At 65.0% G+C, this 13491-nt stretch carries 8 protein-coding genes; 7 read left to right on the forward strand and 1 reads right to left on the reverse strand.

The window, feature by feature from the left end; genetic code table 11:
- The first annotated feature begins 58 nt into the window (after window positions 1–58).
- The 7 genes from AOP73_RS02650 to AOP73_RS02680 all read left to right on the forward strand — a co-directional run bounded on the left by AOP73_RS02650 (window position 59) and on the right by AOP73_RS02680 (window position 11007).
- Window positions 59–1048, forward strand: a complete 990-nt coding sequence (locus AOP73_RS02650; RefSeq protein WP_061963079.1) for a carbohydrate ABC transporter permease — start codon at window positions 59–61, stop codon at window positions 1046–1048.
- A gap of 1 nt (window position 1049) precedes the next feature.
- Window positions 1050–1976, forward strand: coding sequence for a carbohydrate ABC transporter permease (locus AOP73_RS02655; RefSeq protein ID WP_084626507.1), 927 nt, complete (start codon window positions 1050–1052; stop codon window positions 1974–1976).
- Window positions 1977–4250 (forward strand): alpha-xylosidase, encoded by a 2274-nt coding sequence (gene yicI / locus AOP73_RS02660; RefSeq protein ID WP_061963080.1) that lies wholly within the window; start codon window positions 1977–1979, stop codon window positions 4248–4250.
- 192 nt (window positions 4251–4442) lie between these two features.
- Complete coding sequence (locus AOP73_RS02665) at window positions 4443–7670, forward strand: lamin tail domain-containing protein (RefSeq protein ID WP_061963081.1); 3228 nt, start codon at window positions 4443–4445, stop codon at window positions 7668–7670.
- A 162-nt stretch (window positions 7671–7832) separates the two neighbouring features.
- Window positions 7833–9056: an O-succinylhomoserine sulfhydrylase gene (metZ, locus tag AOP73_RS02670; protein WP_061963082.1), complete on the forward strand. Its 1224-nt coding sequence runs from the start codon at window positions 7833–7835 to the stop codon at window positions 9054–9056.
- Window positions 9057–9070: 14 nt separating this feature from the next.
- Window positions 9071–9772, forward strand: a complete 702-nt coding sequence (locus AOP73_RS02675) for a hypothetical protein (protein ID WP_061963083.1) — start codon at window positions 9071–9073, stop codon at window positions 9770–9772.
- Window positions 9769–11007: a PrsW family intramembrane metalloprotease gene (locus AOP73_RS02680; RefSeq protein ID WP_061963084.1), complete on the forward strand. Its 1239-nt coding sequence runs from the start codon at window positions 9769–9771 to the stop codon at window positions 11005–11007. Before AOP73_RS02675 ends, AOP73_RS02680 begins: the two co-directional genes overlap by 4 nt.
- A 76-nt stretch (window positions 11008–11083) precedes the next feature.
- Here AOP73_RS02680 and AOP73_RS02685 read toward each other — a convergent pair whose 3' ends face one another.
- Complete coding sequence (locus AOP73_RS02685) at window positions 11084–13462, reverse strand: heavy metal translocating P-type ATPase (protein ID WP_061963085.1); 2379 nt, start codon at window positions 13460–13462, stop codon at window positions 11084–11086.
- Window positions 13463–13491: the final 29 nt, after the last annotated feature.

Raw genomic sequence — 13491 nt, forward strand, 5'->3', positions numbered from 1 at the left:
CGACTCACCACGGTGGGGCCGGGTTGTCCAAACCCGGCCCCACCAGAGACGGACTGACATGACAACCACGGCGACTGACAAGCCTGAGGCCAAAGCGCCCAAGCGCCGACGCAAAAACTCAGCGGAGCCAGCTCGGATTCCGCAGCGCGACGGCGGCAAGTGGGGCTACTGGCTCTACTTCATTCCCGGTATCGCACTGGTGGGGCTCATTATCTTCTACCCCATCGTGCGCAACCTGAGGCTCAGCTTCTTCCACTGGCGCGGGGGCAGGGCCGAGGAAACCTTCGCGGGACTCGACAACTGGATTGCGCTCTTCCAAGACGACGAGTTCATTAGATCGTTCGTCAACATCATCCTGGTCGTGGTCGCGATGGTCATCATCCCGACGCTGCTTGGCCTCGTCATTGCGGCCGCGCTCTTCGATGTCGTCGGAAGACGCTTTGGCGGCGGCCTCTCCAGCTTTCTGCGGGCCACCTATTACTTGCCGCAGATCCTGCCAATCGCCGTCGCCGGCGTGCTGTTCGGTTGGCTACTCAAACCCAACAGTGAAGGCGTGCTGAATCAATTTCTCAGTGCCATCACTGGCAGCGACGTCACTGTCAACTGGCTGGGTGGCTCGTACGCCACCGCCATGGGTTCCGTCATGGTGCTCATGATCTGGATTCAGATCGGCTACCCCATCGTGATCTTCATGGCGGCACTGCAGCGCGTCGACCCGGAACTGTACGAGGCATCCGAACTTGATGGCGCCAATTGGTATCAGCGCTTCCGCGCCATCACCTTGCCCATGATCCGCCCCGAGGTGTTCGTAGTCTCGCTGACCACCACCATCGCCGCGCTCAAGGTGTTCGCGCCAGTGTTCATCCTCACGCAGGGCGGACCAAACAAGTCCACCTACGTGCCGTCCTTCTACGCGTACAACGAGTTCATCAATGGCACGGATAAGGGGTACGCGGCGGCTATCGCATCGGCGGTCTTCATCGTCGTCACTATCGTCGCGATCATCTTCCTACGCGTCCAAACCCGCTCCGAGAAGAAGGAGGCGTGACATGACTACTTCAGCCGGATCCGCCGCGCTCCCAGCGCCTGCGTCCAAGCCCTACAAGTCGTACAAGGCACAACAGCGTCCGACCAAGGAGAAGACCAAGAAGCGCCCCAAGACACCGATGGAGTGGGTGCTTCTCGCCATCGTGATCCTGGGCGCACTCATCGTCGTCTTTCCCATCGCGCTTCTCCTCATCAACGCGTTTAAGTCCCCAGCGGACTACGCCACGTCTGGACCGCTCGACCTGCCTCAAGCGCTCAGCTTTGAAGGCATCAGGACATTCTGGGCCGAGAACAACTTCCCCCGCGCGCTATGGAACTCCATCTTCATCTCCAGTGTGGTGGCGGTGCTCGCCGTCATCCTGTCGGTGTTCAACTCGTTCGCGATCGGAATCGGCCGCGTCAAGGGCCGCAGCTGGATCGTCCTCATCTTCCTGATGGCCAACCTGGTCCCCCAGGAAATGCTGTTCGACCCTCTCTTCAGGCTCTACGACGACCTCGGGCTGTTGTCCAACCCCTGGTCAGTGATCATCACTTTTGTGGTCATTCAGTCGGCCTTCGGCACCTATCTGCTGTCGAGCCTGCTGGGGACATTCCCCAAGGAGATTCTCGAGGCCGCGGCAGTCGACGGCGCGACGCGCTGGCGCTCACTGAGGTCAGTCATCGTGCCGGTGATCAAGCCCACGTTGTCCGTTCTCATGGTGTTCTTCTTCATCTGGACGTGGAACGAATTCCTACTGCCCCTGGCGTTCCTCAACACCTCGGACTCACTGACCGTGCCGCTGCTGCTCGAGCAGCTCAACGGCGAGCGTCAGACCGATACCACCACGCTGATCGCAGGAACCCTCATCAGCATCATCCCCACCATCATCTTCTTCCTCATTTTCCAGCGCACGCTGACCCGAGGAATCACGGCAGGAGCAGTGAAGTAAATGAAGTTCACCGACGGTTACTGGCACCTACGACCAGGAGTCACCGCCACCTACGCGCAAGAGGCCTTCGATATCACCGAGGTCGAGGACTCGCTCGTGGTGCACGCACCCGGCCGCCAGATCCTGCAACGGGGCAACGTGCTCAATCAGCCGATGCTCACCGTCACCTTGAGCTCTCCTCTCGAGGGCGTAGTACGGGTTCGCATCGAACACCACAAGGGCGCCCACCGCTCCCCCGGCTTCGCAATTAACGAGACCGAAGGCGCGGCGAGCGTCACCGTGAACGATGCTGGGGGCAACCTGGTCACCGGTTCACTGACCGCTCACATCACCAAGGGTGCGCCGTGGGACCTGAGTTTCTCGCACGACGGCCGCCGCCTCACCGGCAGCGGGCACAAGTCCGTCGGACACATCGCCCTCACGGCCGATGCGCCCGTGACCGCAGAGCCCGCGGGAGTCGCTGGCTACACGGACAATGGGCTCGCACCGTCGCGCTCGTATATCCACGAGCAGCTCGACCTCGACGTGGGCGAGCTCGTCTACGGCCTGGGAGAGCGGTTCGGAGCGTTCGTCAAGAATGGCCAGACGGTCGACATCTGGAACGCAGACGGCGGGACCAGTTCCGAGCAGTCGTACAAGAACGTCCCGTTCTATCTCTCCTCCCGCGGCTATGGAGTCTTCGTCAACCAGCCCGAACACGTGTCGTTTGAGGTAGGTACGGAGATGGTGGAGCGTGTCCAGTTCTCGACCGCCGGCGAGGCGCTCGAGTACTTCATCATCGACGGCCCCACTCCACGCGACGTCATCGATCGCTACACCAAGCTCACCGGCCGCCCACCCATGTTGCCCGCGTGGTCCTACGGCCTGTGGCTGTCCACGTCCTTCACCACGGACTACGACGAGGAGACGGTCAACTCGTTCGTGGACGGCATGCGCGAGCGAGACATCCCGCTCAGCGCGTTCCACTACGACTGCTTCTGGATGCGCGAATTCAACTGGACAGACTTGGTCTGGGACGAGCGCACCTTCCCGGATCCGGAGGGCATGCTGCAGCGCATGCACGACGAGAAGGACCTGCACGTCTGCGTGTGGATCAACCCGTACATCGCCCAGCGCTCGGTGTTGTTCGACGAGGCGATGGAGGCCGGCTACCTGGTCGAGCGCGCCGACGGCACCGTGTGGCAGTGGGACTGGTGGCAGGCGGGCATGGCGCTCGTCGATTTCACCAACCCGGATGCCACCGCATGGTTCCAAGACAAGCTTCGCGGCCTGCTACGCCAGGGGGTGGATGCCCTCAAGACCGACTTTGGCGAGCGCATCCCCACCGACGTCGTGTGGCACGACGGCTCCAGCCCTGCTGCCATGCACAACCTCTACACACAGCTCTACAACCAGGCGGTCTGGGATGTGCTGGTCGAGGAACGAGGCGAGGGCGAGGCGGTGCTGTTCTCTCGCTCGGCGACTGCCGGCGGCCAGACCATGCCCGTGCACTGGGGCGGCGACAACTCCTCGTCCTACGTGTCGATGGCGGAGACTCTGCGCGGAGGGCTCTCCCTCGCATCGTCCGGCTTTGGCTATTGGAGTCACGACATCGGCGGCTTCGAGGGCTTGCCCGACGCCGGAGTGTTCAAGCGTTGGGTCGCGTTCGGCCTGCTGTCCTCGCATTCACGCCTGCATGGCTCCACGTCCTACCGGGTGCCGTGGGCGTTCGACGACGAGGCGGTAGATGTCACGCGACAGTTCGCCCAACTCAAAAACTCGCTCATGCCCTACCTCTACACAGCAGGAGCACATGCCGCGGCAAGTGGCGTCTCTGTCGCGCGTCCAATGTTCATGGAGTTCCCCGATGACCCGGCCGTGGGCTACCTGGATCGTCAATACATGCTGGGCGACGACATTCTGGTCGCGCCCGTCATGACGGCTGATGGCACGGTGGACTTCTACCTGCCCACTGGGGTGTGGACCCACCTGCTGACCGGTGAGCTCGTGGGAGGTGGTCGCTGGGTACGCGAGACGCACGGCTACGACTCATTGCCGGTGTACGTGCGCCAGGGCGCCATCATTGCTCGGGGCGGTCGCGTGGACCGCCCCGACTACGACTTCCTCGACGGGCTGACGCTCGACGTCTACTCCGGTGGTGAGACCGTGGACAAGGACCTCGAGGTGGTGACGGCTGAGGGCCGTCGCGTCACGTACCGTGTGCGCGGTACTGGCGACGGCATCACTGCCACGTCGCCCGATGCAGGGGAGGTTTCGGTCCGCGTCGTTACCTAGCCGTACCCGCGACCGAACGCAGCACTTGCTGCACCAGCGCGGCCCGACCTCACTCTCTTGGGGCCGGGCCGTGCTTGCGTCCGGGCGCAATGATTCACGCATCCCTCACCCCATGTTCACCCGACGTTTGCCCTGCGTCGTTAGGTTCGGCCACACGACCTGTGCCTGGCAGTACCGACAAAGGGGTAAACGATGCGTGGTTCCAAGGCGGCTCTCGCCGCTGTCATGACGTTGACGATAGGAGCCGCGTCAGTCGCGGCGGGCACTCCTGCCCTGGCCGCCGCCGACGGCGAGTCAGCCCCTCCGGTAGTCATAACCGAGGTGGAGTCGAAGGCACCCGATGGCCCGGACTGGGTCGAGGTCTACAACCCCACGCGCGAGGCCATCGCGCTGGACGGACTCGTTTTCAAGGACGACGATGACACTCACGCCTGGACCATTCCGGCGGGCACGAGCCTGGCGGCCGGCTCGTACATCGCGTTCGAAAAATCAGACGATGCTGCTGTTGGCTTTGATTTTGGGCTAGGCGGTGCCGACTCGGCACGGTTGTTCGCACAGGACGGCGAGACACTGATTGACAGCTTCACCTGGGAATCCGAGGCGGCAACCACCTGGGGTCGCTGCCCCACGCCCGACAGCGACTTTGAACTGACCGCGGAGGCCACACCCGGCGCCGCCAACTCATGCGTGCCCAACAGCCCAGAACCCACACCTGTGACCGCGGCCGACGTCGTCGTGATCAGCGAGATTGAGTCCAGTTCGGAAGAAACCGCCGACTTCATCGAGCTCTACAACACGGGCGAGACCGCGGTGAGCCTCACGGGCCTCATCCTGAGTGACAATGACGACGCCCACACCTTCGCCGTCCCCGAGGACGTCGACCTCGCCGCCGGTGCGTACCTCGCATTTCTCAACGATGACAGCGACGCAAGCCTCGGTTTTGGCCTAGGCGGCTCGGACAGCGCACGGCTCTTCGATACTGACGGCACCACGCTGATTGACAGCTTCGCCTGGGACGCTCACGCGGACACCACGTGGGGCCGCTGCCCCGTGCCGGCCATCGACAAAGATTTCGTGCTGACGGCCTCGGCAACCATGGGAGCGGCCAATGACTGCGCTACCACTGAACCGGAAAACTCCAGCATCATCGTGATCAACGAGGTCGAGTCCAACGGCGACGACACCGACTGGGTCGAGGTCATGAACATCGGTGACGCGGCGGCAGACATCTCCGGCTATGTGCTGATGGACAACAAGGATCGCGACGCTTACACACTGCCCGAGGGCAGCACGGTCACACCCGGAGCCGTCTTCGTCATTGACCAGAAGACCACGACCGCCGATGGCTTCGACTTCGGTTTGGGCGACCCGGACCACGTGCGCCTGTTCGCCGCCGACGGCACCACGCCCGTGGCGGACTTCGCATACGACTCCCACGCAACAGTGACCTGGGCACGATGCCCCAACGGCACCGGAGACTTTGTCGACTCGACCGTGTCCACCAAGGGCGCACTGAACAACTGCTCCACTCCTATCCGCATCAACGAGGTCGAGTCCAGCGACGCTAGTGACGGTGCCGACTGGATCGAGCTGATCAACATCAGCGACGCCCCCGTGGGCATCACGGGCCTTGTGCTGAGCGACAACAAGGACGACGACGTCTTCTCCATCCCCGCGACCCCGGCGCTCGCCGCGGGCGCCATCGTCGTGTTCGAGCGGACCGACGACCCGGCCACGGGCTTCGACTACGGCTTGGGCGGAGGCGACAACGTGCGCCTGTTCGAGGCGGACGGCGCCACGCTGATCGACTCCTACGAGTGGAGCGAGCACGCTGCGACCACCTATGGCCGTTGCCCAGACGGCACCGGCGAGTTCGCCACCACCGCCGTTCCCACCAAGGGTGACACCAACGTCTGTGCCGGCATCGTCAACGCGCAGCAGTGGCCCGGAGGCGAGGCAGTCTCCACAGTGGACGCCATGGACACGTACGCCGGTGACATGAGCGGCATCGACTACGACTCGACCACCGGCGCCCTCTGGGCAGTCCAGAACGGCGACGGCCTGCTCTACCGCATCGTCGCCGATGATTCGGGCACCTGGGTTCCCGACGCGACCGAGGGTTGGGCAGAAGGCAAGACGTTGCGCTACCCCGACGGCACTGGCACCGTCGATGCCGAGGGCGTGACGGTCACCGACGCCGGAGCTCAGGCGGGTGTCTACGTCTCCTCCGAACGCAACAACGACGCGAGCAGTACGAGCCGTCCCTCCGTGCTGAAGTTCGACGTGAGTGGCGCGGGAGAGGAAATCACGGCATCGGCCGAATGGAACCTGGCCACAGACTTCCCCGGCATCGGCGCGAATGCCGGCATGGAGGGCATCACCTTCATCTCTGACGCGTGGCTCACCGCGCGCGGCTTCGTGGACCAGAACACCGCGGTGGCCTACGACCCCGCGGACTATGCGGGTCACGGGAGCGGGCTGTTCTTCGTCAGCATTGAGGGCACGGCGGGCGTATACGCCTACGCACTCATGCCGGGAGGCACCTTTCAGCGCATCGCCGAACTGGACCTCGCGAGCCTGAGTTTCAGCAACGTGGCCGACGTGCAGTTCGACGCAGACCGCGACCTGCTGTGGGTTGTCTGTGACGACGTTTGCGACGGCCGCATCGCCACCTTTGCGCTCACCGACGAGGGTGACAACGCGGGAGTGTTCACCGCATCGGCGCTGTACGAGCGTCCCGCGGGAATGCCCAATGTCGCCAACGAGGGCTTTGCCATCGCGAGCGCGTCAACCTGCACCGATGGTTCGGTCGCCACGTTCTATGTGGACGATGCCAACACCGACGGGTTCTCGATTCGCACCGGCACACTGGGCTGCGCCGGCGACGATGAGTCCGAGCCGGGCACCACTGACCCCGGGACGACCGATCCTGACGACTCAACCGACCCTGTTGTGCCGGATCCCGGAACCACAGACCCAGTCGCGACGGAGGGTGAGGGTGACGCTGACACCGTGCAGTGCACCGTCACGGCTCCCGCCGGCGCCGCCGCAGGCCAGAGCATCGCTATCACCGTGGATCCAGCCTGCGCGGGTGACTCGGTGGTCGTGGTGATGTACTCCGAGCCCACGGTCATCGGCACCTTCGCGGTAGGCGCCGACGGGGTGGTCTCCTTCACCATCCCGACGGACCTCCCCGCCGGGACGCACACCATCGAGTTGCAAAGCCCCGACGGCACCGTGCTGGGCTCAACCACCATTGAACTCACTGCCCCGGTCGCGGCGGGAGAGACCGTGACGGCGTCCTCTGGCGAGCTCTCCCAGACGGGCGCACCCGTCGATGGCACCATCCTGCTCAGCGTGTTGCTGCTGCTCTCCGGCGCCGCGGTGATCATCGCGCGTCGTAAGGCAACAGTGCGCTAACCTCACCACCGCTTTTCTCTACGTCCGCACCCTCAATCGATGTGGCCGGTGCCCCGCGTGCGGGGCTGGCCAGCCACCCAGGTGATTGAGGGTGCGGACGTTCGGCGGTCGGGGGCCGCGGCACTCCCCGCTGGCACTTGCCCACGCCGCTACGCTTGAGCCATGACGAACCAGGACAACTCGCACTCGTACGGACCCGACACGCTCGCGCTGCACACGGGCATCCACCGTTCCGAGGCCAACGAGATGTCCGAGGGGCTGTTCCTGACGCAGGGCTACGCGTACGAGTCGGCCGAGCAGGCTGCCGCCGCGTTCGCCGGAGACATCGACGTCTACATGTACTCGCGTTACGCCAACCCCACGGTGACCGCCTTCCAGGAACGCCTGGCCGCGATCGAGGGCGCCGACGCGTGCTTCGGCACTGCCACGGGAATGGCGGCGGTTTTCGTGTCGCTCGCCTCGATTCTCCAGCAGGGCGATCGCCTTGTGGCGGGCCGTGCGCTTTTCGGGTCGAGCATCCAGGTCTTTACCAACTACTTCGAGAACTGGGGCATCACGGTTGACTACGTCGATGCCCACGACAACGACGACTGGGCGCGCGCGCTCGCAACCCCCGCCAAAGTCGTGTTCGTCGAGTCTCCGTCCAACCCCATGCAGGATGTGGTCGACATCTCGGCTGTCGCCACGCTCTCCAAAGCCGCCGGCGCGCTGTTCGTGGTCGACAACGTCTTCGCGACGGCGATCGGCCAGAAGCCTCTGGAGCTGGGCGCCGATGCCGTGGTGTACTCCGCGACCAAGCACATCGACGGCCAGGGCCGGGTCATGGGTGGGGCGATCCTTGGTTCCACCGACTACATCAACGGGCCGGTCAAGCAGATGGTCCGTCAGATGGGCGCGACTATGTCGCCCTTCAACGCCTGGGTCTTACTGAAGTCGCTCGAGACCCTGAGCGTGCGCGTGAAGGCACAGAGCGCATCGGCTGCTGACCTTGCTGGCTGGCTGGATGCCCACCCCAAGGTGGCACTCGCCCGCTACCCGTTGCTGCCGTCGCACCCGCAATACGAGTTGGCCGCAAGCCAGATGACGCTGGGCGGGACGCTCGTGACCATCGACGTCGCTCTGCCCCCGGGCACGGACCCAGCGGGGTCTGAGGCGCGCGCAGCCGCCTTCCGGTTCATGAACGCCCTCGAGCTGTTCGAGGTATCGAACAACTTGGGTGACGCCAAGTCAATCTCGACGCACCCCGCGACCACGACTCACAACAAAATGACCCCCGAGGCACGCGCCGCCGTAGGCATGTCGGAAGCGACGGTGCGCCTCAGCATCGGGCTCGAGGAGCGTGAGGACCTGCGCGCCGACCTCGAGCGCGCGCTCGCGGCAATCTAGCGAAGGGGCACATCGTGGCCAGGTTCAGTCTCGGACGACGGCGCACCTCGCGTCGCGACGAGGCGGAGCACGCCGCAAAGCCCACGCCCGTCGCGGAATACGCTCCGCTGACCTCCGAGATGCCCATTCAGACGGCAGGGCCGCGCAGAAGCGCGATGCCGCTATCCGTCGCGCTCCTCAACAAGCAGTCGATTGGCGGCGCGGCCGCGATCTTGCTCTGCGCGCTGTTCTTCATCCTGGTGCTCCCCGCGATCAGCGACCACGTCAAGGGCGAGGACCTGACCGTGGGCGTGCCTCTTGCGGTCGGTGAGAACCTGCAGGTCACTCCACCTCCCGGTTGGGTGCTGAGCAACACGGCCGAGGGTGGCATGACCTCCCTCACGAACAGCGGTGCGCAACTCGTCATCACGTCGGCGGCGCCGGCCACGGAGTCCGTCGCCACGCGGATTCAGACTCTCGCGGATGCCCTCGCGGACGACCCCAACAACTCCTGGGTGGTGACGCCACCCTCGACCTTCACCACCACCGCCGGAGACTCAGGCGCGACCGTCACCGCCCAATCCAAGGACGCGGCCACGCAAGTGTGGGTGGTCTCCGACGGCAATCTTCAAACCACCCTGGTGCTGACCTCTCCGCTGTCCGTATGGGATGGCATCTCCGACAGCGCCAACGCGATCGCAGCGTCGGTGAAGTTCACCCCGGAGGACCTGCCGTGAGCCGCCGGACTACCTTCGATCGCCTCACCGCGGGGCGACGCAGTTCGTCGGCCGAACCACCCACCGCCACCGCAGCTACTCCGGTGCTCCGCCATTCACCGCGCACGCGGTCGTTTGTCGACATCCACTCCTTGGTGTTTTGGGTCTTCATGATTCTGTCCGCGTATGGGTTGATCCAGGTCACCCCCCTGCTGCTCCGTGGGATGCAGACCTACCCGGCGGCAGGCATGCTGGCGGTCATCCTGTGGAGCCTGTACGCCCTGGCATTCGTGTTCGTGGTCTACAAACTCGAGCTGTTCGAGCGTCGGTCCCCCGTCACCATCTTTGGAGCCCTGATGTGGGGCTCCTTGGTATGCGCCGGCATCGGCGTGGTCGCTGCACCCGCCATGCACGGTATCGTCGCCTCATGGTTGGGTGAGGACTCGCCATGGATCACTGCCGTATCCGCGCCGCTCGTCGAGGAGCCGTTGAAGATGCTCGGCGTAGTGGCTCTCGCGCTGATTCCTGGGGCCAGAGTCCGCAGCGCCGCGGACGGACTGTTCTACGGCGCGATCATCGGGCTTGGGTTCATGGTGGTGGAGAGTTACCTCTACACGATGCAGGCAGCCGTGGCCTCGGGAGGGAATTTCGACACCGTCTTTCAGCTCGTCATCCTGCGAGGGGTCGTCTCCGGTCTGTGGAGCCATGCGACGCTCACGGCAATCGCTGGTGCAGGCGTGGGCTACTTCTTTAATTCGACGCGCGGCCCCGGGGTGCGCTGGGGTGTGATGCTGGGCGGCCTTGGAGTAGCGATGCTGCTGCACGCCTTCTTCGATGCGCCACTGCTCGACACCAACGTTTACGCGGCGACTATCGCCAAAGGCATCCCCGTCTTTGTCATGCTGCTCGTGGTGCTCCGGGTAGTGCACAAGCGCGAGCGTTCCATCCTCGCTCACCTAGCCCGCGACACGGTGCCCGACCACCTGGTGAGCTCACTCGATTTCGCGTTGCTGTCCAACCGCACGATTCGTAGCAACGTGCGCACCTCCGCTCGCCGGAGTCTGGGCTTGTCCGGCGCGCTCGCCATGCGGCAGTTGCAACAGAGCCAGCTCGCGCTGCTGAGCGCCGCACACGAGGATGGCATGGATTCCGAACGCGCCGACGAGGCAACAGAACACGTCCTCGCCGCGCAGGCGGCGCTCGCCCAGTTGAGAGCCGATGCCGCGGGTCACCCGGCCACCTCCTCACCTCATTAGAGATTGCGGCCTGGACCACTCGGCCGTTGATCTACGCGCTCAAACATCCTCGTGAGATGACCGGTAGACCCTCCGGCTAGCCCCGATATCCCGAGAAGCCGCGCAATCGCAGCGAGTTGGCCACGACGAACAAGCTGGAACCTCCCATGGCCGCGGCGGCGATCATGGGATTGAGGACCCCGAACGCCGCGAGCGGGATGGCGGCCACGTTGTAGGCGAACGCCCAGAACAAGTTGCCCCGGATGGTGCCGAGCGTGCGCCGGGACAGTGCGATCGCGTCGGCCGCCGCGCGTAGGTCTCCGGAGACGATGGTCAGGTCCGATGCCTCGCGCGCAACATCCGTACCGGTACCGACCGCGATGCCCAGATCCGCCTGAGCCAGCGCGGGGGCGTCGTTGATGCCGTCACCCACCATCGCCACGCGCTTGCCGTCGGACTGGAGCCTCGTGATGACGTCGGACTTGTCGCCGGGAAGGACCTCGGCGATGACGTCGTCAATCCCCACCTGGGCCGCGACCGCGCGGGCAGCACGCTCGTTGTCACCGGTGAGCAGCACCACCTCAAGACCCAGGTCGCGGAACGCAACAATCGCGTCCTTCGAGGTGGGCTTGACGGTGTCGCTGACGGAAATCATCGCTTCGGCGACCACAGCGCCTTCCGGCGCCCCAGCATCGGCCGATGCTGTTGTTTTGCCCTGCGAAATCGCTGGCTTGGGCGCAGAGCGCCCAGCGAAGACTGCCGTGCGTCCCTCTGCCTCTGCCGTCGACGCGAGTTCCTCAAGGTGGTTCGGGATGGTGGCGAACAGTCGGCGCGAGCCCACGTAGACCAGGGCGTTGGAGCCATCGGCGGCGGCGTCTTGTACCGTGGCGACCACTCCCTTGCCGGCGACGTTGCTGAAGCCCTTGACTCTGAGACGGTGATCGCGGGAGTCCGCAATCGCCTGCGCGATGGGGTGCGATGCACGGCTCTCGACCGACGCGATGGCGTCGAGCAGGGTCTGCGCGCCATCGGCGTCCAGGCCCGGAGTCTCGGCGTCGACGACGGACATCTTGCCCTCGGTGACGGTGCCGGTCTTGTCGAGCACGATGGTGCTGACGTCACGCGTGTCCTCGAGCGCCTCGGGCCCACGAACGAGAACGCCCAGCTGAGCGCCGCGGCCGGTTCCCACCATGATCGCGAGGGGAGTTGCCAGTCCCAGGGCGCAGGGGCAACTGATGATCATGACGGCAACGGCGGCGGTGAAGGCCGCGTTGACGTCGCCCGTGATAGCGATCCACAGGATGAGCGTCACAAGAGCGATCCCCAAGACGACCGGCACGAAGATCCGCGAGATGCGGTCCGCGAGACGTTGTACGCGGGCTCGGCCGTTCTGCGCCTGGTCGACCATCTGGGCGATTTGGGACAGCATCGTCTCGCTGCCCACCTTGGTTGCCTCGATGGTGAGCGCGCCGTCGGTCGCGACCGTGCCGCCCACCACCTCTCCCCCAACCTCGACTCGAACCGGGACCGACTCGCCGGTGACCAGGCTTGCGTCCACGGAGGCGCCGCCATCAACCACAGTGCCGTCCGTCGCGATGGTCTCGCCGGGACGTGTCACAAAGCGCATGCCCACCTCGAGTTCCTCGCGCGAGATCTCCGTGCCGTCCTCGAGCCGGGCTGTCGCAGACTGGCGGGAGCTGAGCGCGCGGATGGCGTCGCCCGCACGGGCGGTGGAGCGGGTTTCGAGCCACTTGCCGAGCAGAATCAGCGAAATGATGACTCCGGCGGTCTCGTAGTAGATGTGGCCGTTCTGGAACGCGGTGACGCCCAACGCTCCACCGAACAGCACCACGGTCGACCACAGCCAGGCGGCACCGGTGCCCATCGTCACCAGGGTGTCCATGTTGGTGGCGCCGTGACGCGCGCTCATGAGGGCACTGCGGTGAAACGGCCAGGCGGCGTAGAACACGACGGGGGTGGCGAGGGCGAAGGCGAGCCACTCCCAGCCGTCGAACTGCCAGGCCGGGATCATCGAGACCAGTAACAGGGGCACGCTGAAGACAAGCGCAAAGATGAAGCGGCGCTTGTAGTCCGCGATGCGCGAGGCGTCGGCGTTCATGTGTGCGGCATGCTCGTTGCCCATGTCCATGCCGCCGTGATCCATATCGCCGCCCTGAGCATCACCAGGACGGTTGGCACCCACGGCTTCCTTCCCGCGCTGCGGCGTGAGTACCTGGTACCCGAGCCCCTCGATGGTGGTGCGCATCGCGGCCTCGAGTTCGGCGCGATCCATGGTGCCGTCGCTCTGGACGGTGGCGCGGCGGGTCGCGTAGTTCACCGTGGCGTCCGTGGTGCCGGGTAGCTTCGCCAGGCCGCCCTGGATGGACGAAGCACAACTCGCGCACGTCATGCCATCGATCGCAAGGTTGATCGGGACACTCGGTTGGCCGGTGCTGGGGGTGGTCGGCGTACTCATGAGAGCTCTCCGTGCGTTGGTGCGTGGGT

Origin of the sequence: Demequina aurantiaca, from assembly GCF_000975135.1 — a bacterium.
GTDB lineage: Bacteria > Actinomycetota > Actinomycetes > Actinomycetales > Demequinaceae > Demequina > Demequina aurantiaca.